General features: G+C 61.1%; 16 protein-coding genes. 3 read left to right on the top strand and 13 right to left on the bottom strand.

All coding sequences use genetic code 11. The annotated features are described in order from the left end of the window. Positions 1 to 21 precede the first annotated feature (21 nt). The 11 genes from fmt to ACSEXW_RS13810 all read right to left on the bottom strand — a co-directional run bounded on the left by fmt (position 22) and on the right by ACSEXW_RS13810 (position 13,490). The gene (gene fmt / locus ACSEXW_RS13860; protein ID WP_438446937.1) at positions 22 to 963 is read right to left on the bottom strand and encodes a methionyl-tRNA formyltransferase; all 942 of its coding nucleotides are present in this window, start codon (positions 961 to 963) and stop codon (positions 22 to 24) included. A gap of 8 nt (positions 964 to 971) precedes the next feature. Next, entirely contained in the window at positions 972 to 1,454 is a 483-nt protein-coding gene (gene def, locus ACSEXW_RS13855; protein ID WP_438446754.1) for a peptide deformylase, read from the bottom strand. Between the two features lie 39 nt (positions 1,455 to 1,493). Next, positions 1,494 to 4,085: a primosomal protein N' gene (gene priA / locus ACSEXW_RS13850; protein WP_438446753.1), complete on the bottom strand. Its 2,592-nt coding sequence runs from the start codon at positions 4,083 to 4,085 to the stop codon at positions 1,494 to 1,496. Beyond that, positions 4,082 to 5,344: a bifunctional phosphopantothenoylcysteine decarboxylase/phosphopantothenate--cysteine ligase CoaBC gene (coaBC, locus tag ACSEXW_RS13845; RefSeq protein ID WP_438446752.1), complete on the bottom strand. Its 1,263-nt coding sequence runs from the start codon at positions 5,342 to 5,344 to the stop codon at positions 4,082 to 4,084. Before coaBC ends, priA begins: the two co-directional genes overlap by 4 nt. A gap of 75 nt (positions 5,345 to 5,419) precedes the next feature. Then, complete coding sequence (gene rpoZ, locus ACSEXW_RS13840; RefSeq protein ID WP_438446751.1) at positions 5,420 to 5,638, bottom strand: DNA-directed RNA polymerase subunit omega; 219 nt, start codon at positions 5,636 to 5,638, stop codon at positions 5,420 to 5,422. A 1-nt stretch (position 5,639) separates the two neighbouring features. After that, the gene (gene gmk / locus ACSEXW_RS13835; protein ID WP_438446750.1) at positions 5,640 to 6,260 is read right to left on the bottom strand and encodes a guanylate kinase; all 621 of its coding nucleotides are present in this window, start codon (positions 6,258 to 6,260) and stop codon (positions 5,640 to 5,642) included. Beyond that, on the bottom strand, positions 6,250 to 6,510 hold the full coding sequence (gene remA / locus ACSEXW_RS13830) for an extracellular matrix/biofilm regulator RemA (protein WP_040948586.1): 261 nt from the start codon (positions 6,508 to 6,510) through the stop codon (positions 6,250 to 6,252). Before remA ends, gmk begins: the two co-directional genes overlap by 11 nt. A 122-nt stretch (positions 6,511 to 6,632) precedes the next feature. Further along, positions 6,633 to 7,514 (bottom strand): YicC/YloC family endoribonuclease, encoded by an 882-nt coding sequence (locus ACSEXW_RS13825; protein ID WP_438446749.1) that lies wholly within the window; start codon positions 7,512 to 7,514, stop codon positions 6,633 to 6,635. 119 nt (positions 7,515 to 7,633) lie between these two features. Further along, positions 7,634 to 9,544 carry a bifunctional homocysteine S-methyltransferase/methylenetetrahydrofolate reductase gene (locus ACSEXW_RS13820; RefSeq protein ID WP_438446748.1) on the bottom strand — a complete coding sequence of 637 codons (1,911 nt, stop codon included), beginning with the start codon at positions 9,542 to 9,544 and terminating at the stop codon, positions 7,634 to 7,636. 30 nt (positions 9,545 to 9,574) lie between these two features. Next, complete coding sequence (dapF, locus tag ACSEXW_RS13815; RefSeq protein ID WP_438446747.1) at positions 9,575 to 10,405, bottom strand: diaminopimelate epimerase; 831 nt, start codon at positions 10,403 to 10,405, stop codon at positions 9,575 to 9,577. A gap of 289 nt (positions 10,406 to 10,694) precedes the next feature. Continuing rightward, entirely contained in the window at positions 10,695 to 13,490 is a 2,796-nt protein-coding gene (locus ACSEXW_RS13810) for a calcium-translocating P-type ATPase, SERCA-type (RefSeq protein ID WP_438446746.1), read from the bottom strand. A 360-nt stretch (positions 13,491 to 13,850) separates the two neighbouring features. On the opposite strand from ACSEXW_RS13810, the gene ACSEXW_RS13805 reads away from it, so the two are divergent. The 3 genes from ACSEXW_RS13805 (at position 13,851) to ACSEXW_RS13795 (ending at position 17,029) form a co-directional block, all read left to right on the top strand. Beyond that, positions 13,851 to 15,593, top strand: a complete 1,743-nt coding sequence (locus ACSEXW_RS13805) for an Rqc2 family fibronectin-binding protein (protein ID WP_438446745.1) — start codon at positions 13,851 to 13,853, stop codon at positions 15,591 to 15,593. A gap of 245 nt (positions 15,594 to 15,838) precedes the next feature. After that, a complete protein-coding gene (locus ACSEXW_RS13800; RefSeq protein ID WP_438446744.1) occupies positions 15,839 to 16,210 on the top strand; it encodes a hypothetical protein in 372 nt (123 codons plus the stop codon). 147 nt (positions 16,211 to 16,357) lie between these two features. After that, entirely contained in the window at positions 16,358 to 17,029 is a 672-nt protein-coding gene (locus tag ACSEXW_RS13795) for a putative endonuclease domain-containing protein (RefSeq protein WP_438446743.1), read from the top strand. 370 nt (positions 17,030 to 17,399) lie between these two features. On the opposite strand, the gene ACSEXW_RS13790 is transcribed toward ACSEXW_RS13795, so the two are convergent. Together ACSEXW_RS13790 and galU are read right to left on the bottom strand one after the other, a co-directional pair. After that, positions 17,400 to 18,713, bottom strand: coding sequence for a UDP-glucose dehydrogenase family protein (locus ACSEXW_RS13790; RefSeq protein WP_438446742.1), 1,314 nt, complete (start codon positions 18,711 to 18,713; stop codon positions 17,400 to 17,402). 64 nt (positions 18,714 to 18,777) lie between these two features. Next, positions 18,778 to 19,650, bottom strand: a complete 873-nt coding sequence (galU, locus tag ACSEXW_RS13785; protein WP_438446741.1) for a UTP--glucose-1-phosphate uridylyltransferase GalU — start codon at positions 19,648 to 19,650, stop codon at positions 18,778 to 18,780. Position 19,651 lies beyond the last annotated feature (1 nt).

Raw genomic sequence — 19,651 nt, 5'->3', positions numbered from 1 at the left:
CGAGGCCGGGAATGTGCGATTTTATCGGCCGAGCACCGTGCCGGGAACCATGGCGGTTCCCTTGCGGAACTCGGAAACGGGCATGGCCTTCTTGCCGGCCGGCTGGACCTCCGTCAAGAGAAGGCGGCCCGCTCCGCAGGCGATCTCCAGCCCGCCGTCCGTCAGGGACAGCACCGTTCCGGGCTCCTTTCCGGCCGGAGCGGACTCCGTGCCGGGGGGCAGGGCGGCCCATACTTTGAAGTTTTCCCCGTTCCAGGTGGTATAAGCCACCGGCCAAGGACTTAATCCCCGGATATGGTTGAAGATGTCTCGGGCGCTGCGGCTCCAGTCGATGAGCTCATCCTCGCGCTTGATGTTGGGTGACAATACCGCCTCCGCATGGTTCTGCGGAACGGCTTGGGTGCGGCCCGCCAGCAGATCGGGCAGCGTCCGGCGCAGAAGCTCCGCCCCTTCGGCAGAGAGCGCTTCGAACAGCGTGCCGGTGTTATCCTCATCACGGATCGGCACCTCCACCTTGGAGATCATGTCCCCGGTGTCCATTCCTTCCGCCATATACTGAATGGTGACGCCGGTCTTCTCTTCCCCGGCCATGATGGCATGATGGATCGGAGCACCACCGCGGTACTTGGGCAGCAAGGAAGCATGCACGTTGATGCAGCCGAACCGCGGCAGGTCCAGCACGGCTTTGGGCAGAAACTGCCCGAAGGCGGCGGTCACGATCAGATCGGGCTGGTACTCGGCTACCTGGCGGATCGCCTCCTCCCGGCGCATCCGCTCCGGCTGGAATACGGGAATGCCGTGCTTCAGCGCCTCCTCCTTCACGGGAGTCGGCGTCAGCACGCGCTTGCGGCCCTTAGGGCGGTCGGGCTGGGTGACGACGGCCACCACCTGGTAGCCTTCCTCCAGCAGCACCCGCAAGGAGGGAACGGCAAAATCCGGCGTACCCATGAATACGATTCTCACTTGGTCCTTCACTGTTCCTGCTCCTCCGGCTCCGGACGGTAGACGGACTCGGCCACGTCGGTGAACAGGACCCCGTTCAGGTGGTCCACCTCATGCTGGATGCAGCGAGCCAGGAGCTCCGTTCCTTCCACGGTGATCTCGTCGCCGTTGCGGTTCCAGCCTTTGACCGTGCACTTGGCGGCGCGGCGAACGTCTCCTTGAAGGCCGGGAATGGAGAGGCAGCCCTCCGGTCCGAGCTGCTCGCCCTCCTTGGCGATGATCTCCGGGTTGATCAGCTCGATCAGCCCGCCGTGCTCCTCGCCGCAGTCCATGACGATAACCCGCTTCAGGATGCCAATCTGGGGAGCGGCCAAGCCGACGCCTTGGGCCTCGTACATGGTGTCGGCCATGTCGTCCAGCAGCTTATGAATGTTGGGAGTGATCTTCGGGACCGGCTTCGCATGCTCGCGAAGCACCGGGTCCGGGTCTTTGACGATGAAACGTATGGCCATGACGGCACCTTCCTTAGTGTTGGGATGGGTCGATTCCGCTTACATGAGTACCTGAGGGTCCACGTCCACGCCGATTAGGAGCTTTTCCTGGCGGCACAGATCGTCAAAAGCTTCCACCGCCCTGCCGACGATGGAGGATACCCGGGTATCTCCCCGATATTTTACCATGCATTGGAACCGATATCTATCTTTGATTCGGGGAATGGGGGACGCGACGGGTCCCAGCACCTCCAGCGCCGACCGGGGTCCGGACGACGTTCCCGGGTGGAAGCCGGACAGGCCGGCCTCTTGGGCCAGCTCCTTCAGCCGTTTCACCAGATTCTCCGACGTCTTGATAAGAAAAGGCAGCTGCTCATGGGACAAGGTGATCAGAATCAACCGGCAGTACGGCGGATATCCGCCCATTCGTCGGTGGTTCAGCTCGTGTTCCACGAAGGCATGGAAGTCATGGCCGCCCGCCGTGACCACGCTGTAATGCTCGGGCGTGTACGTCTGCACGAACACCTCGCCCGGCTTCTGATGGCGCCCCGCCCGGCCCGCCACCTGGGTCAGCAGCTGGAACGTCCGCTCCGCCGACCGGAAGTCCGGCAGGTTCAGCATGGTGTCCGCCGTGATGACCCCCACCAGGGTCACGTCCGGAAAGTCGAGGCCCTTGGCCACCATCTGGGTGCCCAGCAGCACGTCTGCCTTCTTCTGGCGGAAATCCGTGAGAAGCCGCTCATGGGCTCCCTTCTCCGACGTGGTGTCCACGTCCATCCGGATGACCCGGATGCCCGGAAACTGCTTGGCCAGCTCCTCCTCCACCCGCTGGGTGCCCGTGCCGAAGTAGCGGATGTGCTCGCTCTGGCAGTCCGGGCAGACCGCCGGCTGCCGCTCCGCATAGCCGCAGTAGTGGCACCTCAGCATACCCGAGGTCTGGTGATAGGTCAAGGAGATGTCGCAGTGGGGGCAGATGACCGTATAGCCGCAGGAACGGCACATGACGAAGGTTGAGTAGCCCCTGCGGTTCAGGAGCAGCACCGACTGCTCCCCCCGCTCGAGCCGCTCCTGCAGCGCCTGGTGCAGCGGGCGGCTGAACATGGAGCGGTTGCCCCCCTGCAGCTCGTCCCGCATATCCACGATGCGCACCGGCGGCATGGGACGACCCTCCACCCGCTCCTTCATGGTGAGCAGCTTGTAGACGCCTCTCTCCGCCTCATGCCAGCTCTCGAGAGAAGGCGTGGCCGAGCCCAGCACCACGGACGCCCCGAAGCTGCGGGCCCGTGCCGCCGCCACTTCGCGGGCGTGGTACTTGGGGCTTTCCTCCTGCTTGTAGGAGGATTCGTGCTCTTCGTCGATGATGACGAGTCCCAGCTTGGTGAAGGGAGCGAAGATGGCCGAGCGGGCGCCGATAACCACCCGGACCTGACCGCTTGCGATCTTGCGCCATTCGTCATAGCGCTCCCCGTTGGACAACCGGCTGTGCAGGACAGCCACGTCATCGCCGAAGCGGCCCTTGAACCGCTCCACCATCTGGGGCGTCAGCGAGATCTCGGGTACCAGCACGATGGCTTCCTTGCCTTGATCCAGACAGACCTGGATCGACTGGAGATACACCTCGGTCTTGCCGCTGCCCGTCACCCCGTGGAGCAGGAACATCTCGTGCCGTCCCGCCTTCACCGCTTCCTTGACGGGCTCGAACACCTTCGTCTGCTCCTCCGTCAGCGGCAGCGGCAGCGTCCGGGCGAAGCCGCGCTTGGCGTAAGGATCCCGCTGCACCTCCACGTCCTCCAGACGGAGCAGCCCCTTGTCGGCCAAGCTCTTCACCGTGCCGGCTCCCACCTCCAGGGCCAGCGTCAGCTCCGCCAGCCTAACGGGCTCTGGGTGCTCCGCCAGATAGAGGAGCACGTCCTTCTGCCGCTTGGCGCTCTTCGGCAGCGCCTCCGCCTCCTCCTGGCAGCTCTCCGGGGACAGGACCGGGAAGACCGTCAGCGCCGTCTTCACGGCGATCCGGTCCTTCATAACCTGGTCCTCCGCCAGCACCCCGGCCTGGATCCAGCTCTTCAAGAGCTGCCCCGAATAAGGAAACTTGTCCAGCAGCGCATCGGCAGACACGCTGCCCTTCGCACCTACATACCGGAGCACCGCCTCCTCCTCTGCGGTCAGCAGGTTCAAACGAGGGACTGCGCTGCCTGCCGGAGAAGCTCCGGCAGGCGATTCGGCGCCGTCCAGTCCGGGCGCATGCGGTCCCAGCGCAATCATCCGCTCGGCCTTCGCCTTAAGGGCCCCGGGGATCATGGCCTGCAGCGCCGTAATCTCGTGGCAGAGATAAGTCTCGCCCATCCAGCGGGCCAGACTGACCAGCTCCTCCGTCAGGGGCGGCTCCACATCAAGCACTGTCGCGATATCCTTCAGCTTGACAGGCGCGACGGCGGCCGCAGCCGGTACAAGCAGTTCTTCCCAGGAGCCGAGCTCCAACTTTTCGGCAGGCTTTTCCAGACCGACGACGAAGCCTTGGACGGTCCGCGGACCGAACGGCACTCCCACCCGGCTGCCTATGGCGATCCAAGAGGAGAAGCGCTCGGGAACGCGGTAATCGAAGGGACGGTTGGTCCCCTTGACCGGCACATCCACAATGACCTTGGCGATCATGGCATCCGGCCCCCTCCGGATTCGCCGCCGGGAACTCCCTGCGCTTGTCCGATGCCGGCTCCATCCAGTCGGTCCGCGATCAGCCGCAACAGACGGTCCGCCGCCTCCCGCTTCGTGCACAGGGGCAGAGGCATCTTGAAGCCGTCCGGGCCGTAGATGGTGATGATATTGGTATCCGTGCCGAAGCCTGCTCCTTCCGCGGTCACATCATTCGCCACCAGAAGATCGCAGTTCTTTCGTTCCAGCTTTCCGATGGCATTCTCCTCCAGATGGTCCGTCTCGGCGGCGAAGCCGACGACGAACTGGCCCTTCTTGCGCTTGCCGACCTCCATCAGGATGTCAGGGTTCTTCACCAGCCGGAGGGTCAAGGCCTCTTCCGTCTTCTTGATCTTCCGGTCCGCCTGCACCTCCGGACGGTAGTCGGCCACTGCAGCCGCCTTCACGACGATATCCGTCCCGTCCAGCCGCTCCAGCACCGCTTCGAGCATATCCTGCGCCGATTGGACCGGGATCAGCTCCACGCCTGCCGGTACGGAACCTGTCGTGCGTCCGGCCACCAGCGTGACCTCCGCCCCCAGATCCCGTGCCGCCTCCGCCACCGCAAAGCCCATTTTGCCGGAGGAATCGTTGGTCAGGTAGCGTACCGGGTCGATCCGCTCCACCGTGCCGCCGGCCGTCACCAGTACCCGTTTGCCGGCAAGGGGCCGGTCCTGCAGCTGCTCCAGCAGACGGGACGCTACGTCCACAATCTGCTCCGGCTCCGCCATCCGGCCCTTGCCCACATAACCGCAGGCCAGCTGCCCCACGGCCGCATCGATGAAGTAAACGCCGCGGGACACCAGAGTCGCCATATTAGTCTGGACGGTCGGGTGGTCATACATGTGGACGTTCATCGCCGGGGCCACCAGGATCGGCGCGCGGGTTACGAGCATGGTGGTGCTCAGCATGTCGTCCGCCAGGCCGTAAGCCAGCTTGGCCAGCATGTTGGCCGTGGCCGGTGCGATGATGACCAGGTCCGCGCTGTCCGCCATATCCACATGGGTGATGACCGCCGGATCATGCTCATCGAACGTATCCACGACCACATGGTTCTTGGATAAAGCCTGGAAGGTCAGCGGCTGGACCAGCTTGGCGGCCGACGCCGTCATGATGACGTGTACCTGAGCCCCCGCCTGGGTCAGCTTGCTGCACAGTGCTGCGGCCTTGTATGCGGCAATTCCGCCGCAGACGCCCAATATTACGGTTTTCCCCTTCAACATCGAATGGTTCCTCCCCATCTCACCAATCCCCGTCTCTAAAAAAATAACAACCGCCAAGGGTTGTTATCGGATGGTTTACTTTATGCCGCCTTCACGGTTCGGCGATTTTTCGAATTGGATGTACTCCCCGTGGAGCTCCTCCAGAGCCACGCCGACATGCTTGTGGGCCTTGGGCGATTTCAGATCCGTGCGGGCGTTGTCCTTAAGCATGCGGGCCCTCTTGGAAGCGGCCACCACGAGCGAATACTTGCTGTCTACCTTCTCCAGCAGCTTATCGATGGAAGGATATAGCATATCAATGCACCTCTTCAATCCATTGTTTTATAGTAGGAACCATCCGGTCCTTGACACAGTGCTCTGCGGTCAGGATCGCTTGAATTCGCCGGCAGGCGGCTTCAACCTGGTCGTTCACGATGGCGTAGTCGTAATGCTCCATGAGCGCCAGTTCGTCGCGGGCGATGCGCATCCGGCTGCGGATTACATCCTCCGTCTCAGTGCCCCGGGTGACGATCCGGCTTTGCAACTCGTCAAGGGATGGGGGCAGAAGGAAGATGAACACCCCTTCGGGGAACTTCTCCTTCACCTTCAACGCACCCTGCACTTCGATCTCGAGAATGATGTCACGTCCCGAATCCAGCGTCCTCTCCACGAATTCGCGGGGGGTCCCGTAGAAGTTGTCGCAGTACTCAGCGTACTCGAGCAGCTCGTCCTGGGCGATCATCTGCTTGAATTGGTCGCGGGTCTTGAAGAAATAATTGACGCCGTCCACTTCCCCTGCACGGGGCGAACGGGTCGTAGCGGAAACCGAATACACCAGATCCGTGTCCATCTGCCGAAGCGCAGCGCAAACCGTGCCTTTGCCGACGCCGGAGGGACCGGACAACACCATCAGAATGCCTCTATCCTTATTCGTCATTGTCATCGTCCTTGTTGGAGAGCCGATGGGCTACAGTTTCGGGTTGAACGGCGGACAGGATCACGTGGTCGCTGTCGGTGATGATCACCGCTCTGGTTCTTCTTCCGTAAGTCGCATCGATCAGCATGTGGCGGTCCCGCGCTTCTTGGATGATACGCTTGATGGGAGCCGATTCGGGGCTGACAATAGAGATGATGCGGTTGGCGGATACGATGTTCCCGAATCCGATATTGATAAGTTTGATGGCCATCTTGGTCCTCCTCGCCCTTACCGTTTCCCGCGGGAGCACCGCAGAACACCGGCAGTCGGCTGTAATATGGAAAAGAAAGGAAGATTCAGGCATTCCAATAGTATGCACCGTTTCATTCCCGGTTATTCGATATTTTGCACTTGTTCACGGATTTTTTCAAGCTCGGCTTTCATTTCTACGACGATGGACGTCAATTCCGCCGAATTCGCCTTGGAGCCAATGGTGTTGACCTCCCGGTTCATCTCCTGAATCAGAAAGTCCAGCTTCCGTCCTGAAGGCTCAGCCGAACGGAGCAATCCGTCGAACTGGGCGTAATGGCTCTCCAGCCGCGTCAGCTCCTCGTCGATATTGCTGCGGTCGGCGAACACAGCCGCTTCCATGGCCAGCCGGTTCTCATCCACCGGGATCTGCTCCAGAAGCTCCTGGATCCGGGCCCTCAGCTTGGCCAAATATTCTGCGGCCACTCCGGGCGCCAGCCGCATCAGCTGCCTGCGGGCTTCCCGCAGAAGCTCCAGCCGCGTGGCGAGATCGCTGCGCAGATGCTCCCCTTCCGCCCCCCGCATGGCAGCCAGGTGGGATACCGCTTCATCCGTGCAGGAGAGAAGCGCCTCCTCGACTAACTCCTTGTCGGGTACCCGGTTCTCCCGGAACCGGACCACATCCGGAATCTGCAGCAGATTCTGCAGAGTCAGCTCTTCCTGAAAGCCGAATTCCTGCTTCAACCGGGCGGCGGCCTCCAGATAGCCGCGTGCCAGATCCCCGTCCAGCTCCACGGTCTTGCCGGATTCCCCTTCGCGCTCCATGGTAATGAAGACGTCGACCCGTCCCCGCTTGACTTCCTTCTGGATCCGCTTCTTCACGGATTCTTCCAGGAACAACCACTCTCTCGGCATCCGCACCATAATTTCGGAATACCTGTGGTTGACCGATTTCACATCGACTTGCATCCGGAAGCCCGCCGCCGTGCGGCCGGACTGGCCGAAGCCGGTCATGCTGCGTATCATGGGTCATCACATCCAATACCCTATTCTAATTCATTTCTCGCAGCGGTACAAGGGGAAAAAAGGCAAAGCTTACCCGCACCGGCTGGGATTCCTTCACCGTTGCGAGTAAGCCCCCTGACCTAAGCGTTGTCGCCGGCCCTCATCTTGATATACCGGGTCAGCTCCGCCGTCATCTCGTAGAACAGCATCGGCGTCATCAGATAGACGCCCTTGAACCGCTTGAGCACGGCGTCCGCCAGCTCCTTGGCGATCTCCACACCCGTGCGGCGGCCTTCGGCCCCCTCCAATCCCGCCATGCGGGCACGCACGGCGTCCGGAATCCGGATGCCCGGCACCTCGTTGTGAAGGAATTCGGCGTTCCGTCCCGTGATGAGCGGCATGATGCCCACGAAGATCGGAACGGTGATATGCTTGGTCGCCTCGTACAGCCGCTCCACCATAGCCGTGTCGTATACCGGCTGGGTCATGAAGTAATCCGCTCCGGCCTCGATCTTCTTCTCCATCCGCTGAACGGCCTTATCCAGGTACTTCACGTTGGGATCGAACGCCGCGCCGACCACGAAGTTCGCCTTCTGCTTGAGAGGCTTGCCGGAGAAGGCGATCCCTTCGTTCAGCTGCTTGGTCATCCGGATCAGATCGAAGGAAGTCAAATCATATACGGAGCTGGAGCCCGGCAGGTCCCCGACCCGGGCGGGATCCCCGGTAATGGCCAGCACATGGTTGATGCCCAGGGCATGCAGCCCCATCAGATGGCTCTGGGTGCCGATCAGGTTCCGGTCCCGGCAAGCAATGTGCAGGAGGGGCCGAATGTCCAGACGGTCCTTGACCAGATAGCCCATGGACAGATTGCTCATTCTCGTCTGAGCCAGGGAATTGTCCGCCATGGTGATGGCATCGGCGCCCGCCTCCTTCAAGGCGGCGGCTCCCTTCATGAACTTCTCGATGGCCAGATCCCGCGGCGAGTCCAGCTCCACGATGACGGTATGCCGGCGGCGCACCATATCGAGGATCGTAGGCTCGGGAGGTGCCGGAGGTTCGGCCCCCTCAGGCGTCAAGCTCTTGAGCGCTTCTGCAGGTGCCGCATCGCTTACGATCACCCGCTCCACCACGGCTGCTCCAGCAGCCGGAGCCTCCGGTACGAAGCCGGCCAATGCCTGGGCGATGGCCGCCACATGCTCCGGCGTCGTGCCGCAGCAGCCGCCGACGAGCCGCGCTCCGGCACGGGCGAACCGGAGGGCGGTCTCCGCGAAGTATTCCGGCGTAGCCAGGTACGTGAAGCGGCCATCCACCAGTCCCGGCAGGCCCGCGTTCGGGAATATCGACAGCGGCAGACCTGCCGTCGGCTGGACGCCGGCCAGCCTCTCCATGGCCCGGAGGATGCCGTTGGGTCCGCTGTGGCAGTTGAAGCCCACCGCGTCGGCCCCTGCATCCTTCAGCCGGGTGAAGGCATCGGTATAGCCGACGCCGTCCAGGGTCAACCCGCTGCCGTCCGTCGCGAACTGGCAGATGACCGGCACGTCCGCACTGACCTGACGCACGGCCTGAAGGGCCGCGTCCAGCTCCTCCCAGACGTAGAACGTCTCTAGGATGATGCCATCCGCACCCGCTCCGAGCAGGGCATCCGCCTGCTCCCTGACGTTGTCGAGCACCCGTTCCCGGCCGGCGGGACGCTTGCGGCCTGCCGACAAGGAGCCGATGGAGCCCAGCACATATGCATCGGCGCCAGACGCCTTGCGGGCCAGCTCCACGCCCGCCCGGTTGATGGCCGCCACTTCTTGCTCCAGGCCGAACTTCGCCAGCTTGTCCCGGCTGGCGGAGTACGTGTTCGTCTCGATGACGCGAGCCCCTGCCTCGTAATATCGGCGGTGGACGTCCATGATGACATCCGGCCGGTCTAAGTTGAACTCTTCATAGGAAACTCCGACGGGAAAGCCCAGCTGGTACAAATACGTGCCCATGGCCCCGTCGCCTGTCAGCACCCGCTCTGCCAAGGCTTCACGCAGTCCGGGCTTCGCCTCTCTAACTCCCATCCGTTCTCCCACCCATTCTCTCTTGCTTGATTAGAGCGTGCCTTTGAAGACGACTTCAGCCGGCCCTGTCATATATACATGGTTGTCCGCCTCGTTCCACTCGATGAACAAGTCTCCGCCCTTCAAGGAGATGGTGGCCGTACGGTCGGTCAGACCGTTCAGCACCGAGGATACCAGCGTGGCACATGCGCCTGTTCCGCAGGCCAGCGTCGGGCCAGCGCCCCGCTCCCATACGCGCATGTCCGCGAAGTCGCGGGTTTTGACGGTGGTGAATTCCACATTTATCTTCTTCGGGAACATGGGATGCGTCTCCAGCTTCGGCCCCCACGTATGGAGATCGAAGTTCACCGCGTCGTCCACATAGATGACGCAGTGGGGATTGCCCATGGAAACAGCGGTGAAGCGGAACTCGCGGCCGTCCACCTCAATGGGATGGTTCACTACCGGATCGGCGTCCACCGTCGTCGGCACCTGGAGGCCATTCAGGATCGGCTCGCCCATATCCACGCGGACCTTGGATACCTTGCCGCCCTCCACGGTCAGCTGCACCTTCTGGGCGCCTGCGCCGATCGTCTCAATGACCACCTCGTCCTTCGACACCATGCCGTGGTCATAGACGTACTTGGCCACACAGCGGATGGCGTTGCCGCACTGCTCCGCCTCGGAGCCGTCGGAGTTGATGATCCGCATCATATAGTCGCCCTTGGACGACGGAAGAATGTAGACCAGACCGTCGGCGCCGATGCCCGTGTACCGGTTGCACAGCCGGATGGCCAGCTCCGCCGCATTCTCCGGCAGCTTCGGTTCTCCTGCCACGATGATAAAGTCATTGCCCAAGCCATGCATCTTCGTAAATTCCATCTTCGCTTCCCCCTGTGCGTAGAGCTGCCGGGCCGCCTGGCCCAGTGCTGATATTGGTAAGCATACGTCGGGCAGAGAGCCTTCGCCATGCACCATTCGTATGTTTTGATTCACTGATTCCGCGGCCGGCGGCCGGTGTGAAATTCATTTTCAACTATAATAGCGTAAATCCAAGCAAATGCATAGGGTAAAGGCGTGAATGGACGGATCATCCGGCTCTCGGTCAGAAAAAAAACGCCACCCGAAGGGTGACGTTCCATGTGGCATGATAAAATTCCAGAATGACCGCTTAAGCTGCTTTCTTGCCGGCTCCCGTACGTCCCGGGGCGATGACGGCGCGCTGCTTCTTTGGCTTGCTCATGACGCTGCCGATCCCGAACAGGAAGGTCGGGATGCCGGCTGCGATCAGGGACAAGATCCAGTCCTGCACACCCAGATCCACGGTCTTGAAGATGACCTGCAGCGGATCGATGTACATAACCGCCAGCATCAAGACCAGCGAGGATACGACAGCCAGGACCAGATACTTGTTCTGCAGCGGGTTCCGATGGAAGATGGACCGGGAGCTGCGGCAGTCGAACACGTGGATCAGCTGGGCCAGCACCAGCGTGGCGAACGCTACGGTCTGGGCTCTTACCAGCGTGCCGGCGTCGCCGTCCGGCCCCTGCTGCAGAGTGATCCAGAAGGCCGCCAGCGTACAGACGCCGATGGTGATGCCCCTGCTGATGATCTTCCAGCCGAGACGGCGGGCGAAGATGTTCTCCTTGGCCTTGCGCGGCTTGTGCTGCATCAGATCCTTCTCCGCCTGGTCCACGCCCAGAGCCATGGCCGGAAGGCCATCGGTCACCAGGTTGACCCACAGGATCTGGATGGGGATCAACGGCAGCGGCATGCCCATCATCATGGCCAGGAACATGGTCATGATCTCCCCGACGTTCGAAGCCAGCAAATAGCGGATGAACTTCCGGATGTTCTCGTAGATGCCCCGACCTTCCTCGATGGCGGCGACGATGGTGGCGAAGTTGTCGTCGCTAAGAATCAGCGCGGACGCCTCCTTCGATACATCCGTGCCGTTGATGCCCATGGAGATGCCGATGTCCGCAGCCTTGATCGCCGGGGCGTCATTGACGCCGTCGCCGGTCATGGCCACCACGTGGCCTTTTTTCTGAAGCGCCTTAACGATGCGGAGCTTATGCTCCGGGGAGACGCGGGCATACACGTAGATGTCCTCCACCTTGTCCTCCAGCTGCTCCTCCGACATGGCGGCCAGCTGGGTGCCGTTCAGGACCAGTCCGCCCTGGGGCAGCATGCCCAACTGCTTGGCGATGGCCTCTGCCGTGGTCTGATGGTCGCCGGTAATCATGACCGTCTTGATGCCCGCCTTCTTGCACTTGACGATGGCTTCGCGGACCTCCTTGCGAGGCGGGTCGATCATGCCCGTCAGACCCACGAAGACCAGATGATTCTCCGCATGCTCGCCGGATTCGCAGCGCTCCGCCGGCTTGACCTCCCGGTAGGCCAGACCCAGCACGCGCAAGGCCGATTTGGCCATCCCTTCGTTGGCGGCCATCACCTTCTGCCGGAGAGTGCCGGTGAACGGAATCACCTTATCCTCCCAGAGGATGTAGCTGCAGCGCTCCAGCAGCACGTCCGGCGCCCCCTTGGCCATGACCAGCCTGCCGCCTTGATGCTCCAGGAGCACCGACATCATCTTCCGGTCGGAATCGAAGGGAAACTCTGCTACACGCCGGTACAGCCCATCGAGAGCCCCCGCCGTCAGCCCTGCTTTGGCGGCCAACACTACCAGCGCGCCCTCGGTAGGATCTCCCTTGATGCTCCAGACCCGGTCGGACGGCTGTACGTCCTTCCCCTTCTTGCCTTTCCCCTCCGGCTCCTCCTGGTGAAGCGTAGCGTTGTTGCACAGCGCCGCCACCTGCAGGAGCCTGCGCAGAGTCTGGTCCCGGCGGATATCGGCGGTGCGGCCGGCCTGTTTGATCTCTCCATGGGGGCTGTAGCCGTCCCCCGTCACCTCCAGCAGCTGGCCGCCGCTCCACAGGTGGGTGACGGTCATTTTGTTCTGGGTCAGCGTCCCCGTCTTGTCGGAGCAGATGACGGAGGCGCAGCCCAACGTTTCGACGGAGGGCAGCTTCCTCACGATGGCCTTGCGCTTGATCATCCTCTGGACGCCCAGCGCCAGCGCGATGGTCACGATGGCCGGAAGCCCCTCCGGAATGGCGGCTACCGCCAGGCTGACACCCGCCAGGAACATGGCGTAGGCCGGCTGGCCGTGCATGATCCCCGCCACTACGACTACGACGGTCAGCCCCAGCGCCACGGCGATCAGAATCTTGCCCAGCTGCTCCAGCCGGTGTTGCAGCGGCGTCTCCATTTCCTCCGTGCTCTGAATGAGCCCCGCGATCTTGCCCATCTCGGTCTCCATGCCGGTGCGGACGACCACCGATTTGGCCGTACCTGCAGTTAGGAGCGTTCCCATGAACCCCAGATTCCGCTGGTCCCCTACAGGCACTCCGGGACCTTCCAGCGGATCGGTATGCTTGCCTACCGGGACCGATTCCCCGGTCAGCGCCGATTCCTCCGCATAAACGCTGTTCGTCTCCAGCCATCGGATATCCGCCGGCACCCGGTCTCCGCTCTCCAGCACCACGATGTCTCCCGGCACCAGCTCCTTCGCCGGCAGCATCACCAGCTCGCCGTCCCGCAGCACCTTCGCATGGGGAGCCGACAGCTCCTTCAGCGCACGAAGTGACCGCTCTGCCCGGAATTCCTGAATGAAGCCCAGAATGCCGTTCATGACGATGATGGCTACGATGGTGATGGCATCCAGGTATTCGCCGAGCAGGCCCGAAATCATGGTTGCCCCCATCAGCACCAGAACCATAAAGTCCTTGAACTGGTTCAAGAACAGCGTCACCGGCGAAACCGCCTTGCCCTCGGACAGCTCATTCCAGCCGTAGGCCTCCAGCCTGGCATCCGCCTCCTTGGAGGTCAGGCCCTTGGCCGGATGGGTATTCAGCGTTTGCAGCGTCTCGTTCGCCGACATCTGATACCAGTTTTTCTCACTCATGCTTTGCGCTTCCTCCTTTGACCCATGGTCCCCTTCTGACAACCGATCCAGATCTCCGGCCGCACGTCGGTCCGCACGCCATGGACATGGCCCCGTTTGTCCCGTCCTAGGTTCAATGTATTCAGACAAGCGTCAACTTAGCACCGAAAAAGTCTCGTCCCCCTTCTGCATTCGGGTCGTCTCCCCTTCACGCCGAACGGCTTCTTCGTCCAGCCGCCTCCGGAAAAAACGGGTGGAACCGACATTTCCGCTTAAGTTTTCCGGCGGATTATGGCAATATAGTAAAGAAGCGGCCGAAGCGAGGCTCACGATTGCCTCCGCGGCGCTCATCAGCAGGAGAAGAGAAACGGGAGTGTAACCATGGCTTTGGACGGATTAGTCGTACATGCGCTCGTTCGCGAGCTTCAAGCTTGTGTGGGAGGCCGGATCAACAAAATCCATCAGCCCTCCGACCATGATATTGTCATCCAGCTTCGGGCCCAGGGGGCCAACCGGAAGCTGCTGCTGTCCGCGAATCCGACGTATCCGCGGGCCCATTTTACCGAGCAGACGTTCATGAATCCCTTCGAGGCTCCCATGTTCTGCATGCTGCTCCGCAAGCATTGCGAAAGCGCCGTGATCGAAGCGGTGGAACAGGTGGGCATGGAGCGGATGATCCGCTTCCGCACCCGCCAGCTGGATGAGCTGGGGGACGTCAGCGTGAAGCATATTGTGATGGAGCTGATGGGGCGCCACAGCAACCTAATCCTGATGGATCCCGACACGGGCATCATCCAGGACGGCATCCACCACGTAACCCCGGCCATCAGCAGCCATCGGATCGTCCTACCCGGCTCCGCCTATGTGTCGCCGCCGGACCAGGGCAAAGCCAATCCACTGGAAACGGACTTCGACGGGTTCCTGCATGCGATGGAGGATGCGGAGGGTCGGCTCTCGCCGGAGCAGCGTCTGGTGGACCGCTTCAGCGGACTTTCGCCCTTGGTGGCGAAGGAGATCGTGCACCGCAGCTTCGAAACTACAGGGCTGGCGGTTCAGCCGGAGCATCTATGGCCGGCCTTCGAGTCGGTCATGTCGGATATCCGGCAGGACCGATTCATTCCGAATATGGTGACGGATACCAAAGGCAAAGCCTTCTTTTCGGTGATTGAGCTGACGCATGTGGAGGGGGAACGCCGGCGCACGGAGACGGTGAGCGGCGTCCTGGAGCTGTATTACGGGGACAAGGCGGAGCGGGATACGGTGAAGCAGCGGACCCAGGATCTGCTGCGTTTCCTTCAGAACGAGCGCAACAAGAACGTGAAGAAGCTGGAAAAGCTGGCCGACACTATGGAGGAAGCAAGAAATGCGGACCGGTTCCGCATCCTGGGCGAGCTGGTCACGGGCCACCTGCACGTCATCAAACGGGGCGACAAGGAAGTGGAGGCCGTCAATTATTACGACGAAGATCAGGCCACCGTCAAAATTGCTCTCGATCCCCTGCTCAACCCGTCGGAGAACGCCCAGCGCTACTATAAGAAATATACGAAGATGAAGAACAGCCTCATCGCGGTCCAGGAGCAGATCGTATCGACCAACAGCGAGATCGCATACCTGGAGTCCCTCCTCCAGCAGCTGGACAATGCGGCCATGCAGGATATCGAGGAGATTCGCGACGAGCTGGTGGACCAGGGCTACCTTCGGGACCGGAACAAGAAGGCCCGGCGCAAGAAGAAGAACGATAAGCCGGTAGTGGCCTGCTTTACCTCGAGCGAGGGCATTCCCATCTACGTCGGCAAGAACAATACGCAGAACGAATATCTGACCAACCGGCTGGCCCAAGCGTCGGATACGTGGCTGCATACCAAGGACATCCCCGGCTCCCACGTGGTGATCCGAAGCGCCACCTATGGGGATGCGACTCTGAACGAGGCGTCCCAGTTGGCGGCCTACTACAGCCAGGCGAAGTCGTCCAGCCAGGTGCCGGTGGACTACACGCTGATCCGCCATGTCCGCAAGCCCAGCGGCGCCAAGCCCGGATTCGTCATCTACGATCATCAGAAGACGCTGTTCATCACCCCGGATGAGCAGCTGGTGAAATCGCTTAGGCCTGCAAAGGGTACCTGAGGGACGTGTAAAGAAGGCTGCTCACAGAGCTGGGATGCTCTTGGGCGGCTTTTTTGACGTGTAAAGCGTGGTGAGCGGCGGTTAGCGGCGGTGAGTCGCATCGGCGGCATCCCCTGAAGCCATGGGTAAAAAGTTGGGTGCCCCCTCCTCCTGAATCGGAGCATTTGCCTCATATCCGTATGCCCGGCCACTGCGTATGCTGATAGGGCAACGGATTTCATCAATGAACATGGAGTGTGAGACACATGCAGATGATCGCTTCCTATCCGATCCAGGCCGAAGCCTGCCTGCCCCACTGCGGCAAGGCGGTGATGGCCGTCACCCATGACGGCGACACCATCATCGGGATTTTGGACGGCGTACGGGATGGCAACGTGTATTTCAAGTCGCTATACACAAGTGAGCAGGCGGAGGTTCTTGCGCGCAAGCTTGCCCCTAAGTCCAAGAAGGCCGGCGCCAAACCAACGAAGCCGGTTCGGACCCAAGCCTTCGGCTTGCCCGGTTTCGGTTACCCGGGCATCGGCTATCCGGGCATCGGCTATCCGGGCGCAGGATTGGGCTTCTTCATCCCGCTCCTGCTGCTGGCCACGCTGTTCGCGCTGCCGTTCATCGTGTGAAGGAGATCTCCCTAGGACTTGCCCTTTTGTCCCGGGAATCGTAGGATAGAGAGGTACCGGATATTGGTTTGTCGTGAAGCACACGCCGCTTTAGCTCCTTCGTGGAGTTAATGCGGCGTTATTTTTTTGACGGGGAGCGTGAAGAGGGTGGAAATATTTGAGACAGCTTATCGTACGTTTCTTATGGAGCAAGAGGCGGGCAGATCGGCCGCGGGTCTGGAGCGTTTGCAGAGGGGGCACGGGCATGCGGAACGGTTGTTCTTGGAGCAGGTATGGTGGCCGGCAGTAGGGCGATGGGACGGGCTGCATGCAGAATACGAGGTAGAGGACTTCAGGGACGGGACCCGTTTCCTGGATTTCGCCTACATACGGGCGCCCTATCGGATCTGCTTCGAGATCGACGGATTCGGCTCCCACCAGCGGGACGTCAACCGATGGCAATTTACGGATCATTTGAACCGTCAGAACCATCTGGTTATGGACGGCTGGAAGGTCTTCCGTTTCTCGTATGACGAGATTCGGGAACATCCCCGCCGATGCCAGCAGCTCCTGCAGCAGCTGTTGGGCCGATACTATGGCAATACCATGCAGTACGAGCTATCACTTGTTGAGCGGGAGATCGTCAGAACCGCACTTCTGTCGGACGGTGTGGTGCGCCCCTCCGAGATCAAACGTATGCTGGGCGTCGGCAAGAGACAGTCCGCGGCCTTGCTTCGAGTCTTGACGGAGCGAGGCATCTTCGAGCCGTACACGGTAGGCTCCCGCATTCACCGGTACCGGCTTCACCCTATGTGGAAAAAGAGATTCGCCGACCTCTAGTCTCAGCGCCGTGATGCGAAATAGCTCCTTTGGGTGCTATTTTCAGTTCCAAGCCCTCCTTCACCCCAAAAATAGCTCCTTGGGGCACTAATTGGGGGCGGGATCCGCGGCGGGCCTGCTGCTGCTCAACGAAATAGCTCCTATGGGCGCTATTTTCAGTTCCACGCCCTCCTTCACCCCAAAAATAGCTCCTTTGGGCGCTATTTGGGGCGGGATCCGTGGCGGGCTTGCTGCTGCTCAACGAAATAGCTCCTTTGGGCGCTATTCATAGAGTAACCTCCGCATCGGCCGCTGTTCCGCCTCCTCCGGCGCTTCCTCCAAAAAACCAAAAAACCCCGCATCCCTGCGGGGTTTATTCCTACGGCCAACCTTACAGCACGCCCTTGCGCCCGACGCAATAATACCGGAAGCCGGCTTCTCGCATGACCGCTTCCGCATAAACATTGCGTCCGTCCACGATGACGGGCTGGTGCATCAGCCGCTTGACCTGCTGCAGATCCAGCTGCTTCACCGTGTCCCACTCGGTGGTGATGACCAATGCGTCCGCTCCCGCCAGTGCCTCGTACGGATCGGTGAACATCTTCACCGCCGGCAGCTGCCGGGAGGCCGCCTCCGTGGCGATGGGGTCATACCCGTGAACCGTGACTCCATGGCCGATCAGCGAGCGGATGATGTCCAGCGCCGGTGCATCGCGGAGGTCGTCCGTGTTGGGCTTGAACGCCAGCCCGAGCACCGCCACCGTCTTGCCGGCGGGATTCCCGCCCAAGGCCGCCCGGATCTTGTCCGTGAACCGCGAGCGCTGCAGCTGGTTGACCTCGATGACGGATCGCAGAATCTTGAAGTCATACTGCACATTCTCCGCGATCTTCAGCTGCGCCCTCGTATCCTTCGGGAAGCAGGAGCCGCCGTAGCCGATGCCAGCCTGCAGGAAATGTCCGCCGATCCGCTTATCCATGCCGATGCCCTTGGCCACGTCCACCACGTCGGCGCCCACCTTCTCGCAGATGTTGGCCATCTCGTTGATGAAGGAGATCTTGGTGGCGAGGAAAGCATTGGCTGCGTATTTGATCAGCTCCGAGGTTTCCCTCGACGTGATCAGGACAGGCGCTTGGAACGCCTCCTGCTGCTTGGCGATCCGCTGGGCCGCCTCCTCCCGCTCAGCGCCGATGACGATCCGGTCCATGTGGAACGTATCATAGATCGCCGTCCCTTCCCGCAGAAACTCCGGGTTCGAGACCACATCGAACTCCACCGGCTGCGGCTGGTGCTTGCGGATGAGTTCCTCCGCCCAGCGTCCGGTGCCTACGGGCACCGTGCTCTTCATCACAATGATCTTGTATCCGTTCATAGCGGCGGCAATCTCCTTCAGAGCCGCTTCCACCTGCGAACGGTCCACATCCCCATCCTCCATCGGCGGCGTTCCGACCGCCACGTAGATGAGATCCGATTTCCGAACCGCTTCCTCGGTACTGGTCGTGAAGCTGAGCCGTCCGGCCTCCATGTTGCGCGTCACCATCTCTTCGAGCCCCGGCTCGTAGATCGGCATCACCGACCGTCTCAGCCGCTCGATCTTGCCTTCGTCCCGGTCCACGCATACCACCTGATGCCCGATCTCGGAGAAGCATGTCCCCGATACCAATCCTACATACCCCGTACCGATTACCGCGATGTTCTCGACAACCATTCCGATTTCCCCCAAAACGTAGTTTGGACCCCCATGATGCCTGGTTTCTGCTATCCCTGTCTCTTTACTGCCACTCTTTGACCAGATCGGTCAAATACGCTCTCAGATGCGGCGCCAGCTCCGGACGCTTCAATGCAAATTCGATGGTCGCTTCTATGTACCCCAGCTTGTCGCCGGTATCGTACCGCTGGCCGCATTGGCGGAATGCCGCCATCCGCTTGCTGGCATTCATCACCCGCAGCGCGTCGGTCAGCTGAATTTCTCCGCCCCGTCCTGGTGGCTGCTTCTCCAGAATCTCGAAGATTTCCGGCTCGATCACATAGCGGCCGATCACGGCCATGTTGGAAGGCGCCTGATCCCGATCCGGCTTCTCGATCAGATCCTCGATGTACTGGATCTTGCCGTCCTGTCCGGCTGGAGAGATGATCCCGTACTTGTTCACATCCTCCCACTCCACCTCCTGCACCGCAATCACCGAGGTTTCCGCCTCTTCATAGAGCTCCATCATCTGCCTGAGACACGGAGGCTCCGAAGCGATGATGTCATCCCCCAGCAGCAGAGCAAACGGCTCGTTGCCGATGAACTTACGGGCGCAGAGCACGGCATGTCCAAGGCCGAGGGGCTCCTTCTGGCGAATGTAGTGAACGTCCATCAGATTGGAGACGTTCTGAACGATCCGGAGCAGCTCGTGCTTCCCGTTCTCCTCCAGCATCATCTCCAGCTCCAGCGACTTGTCAAAATGATCCTCAATCGCCCGTTTATTGCGGCCCGTTACAATCATAATATCCTCGATGCCGGATTCGATAGCTTCCTCCACAATATATTGGATCGCCGGCTTATCGACGATCGGCAGCATTTCCTTCGGCTGCGCCTTCGTAGCTGGCAGGAAGCGCGTACCCAATCCCGCAGCGGGAATGATGGCCTTCTTAATCCGCATG

It is taken from the genome of Oryzibacillus soli (genome assembly GCF_051594765.1).
Classification (GTDB): Bacteria; Bacillota; Bacilli; order Paenibacillales; family NBRC-103111; genus Paenibacillus_AR.
This window is presented reverse-complemented; position numbering and strand designations above follow the sequence as displayed.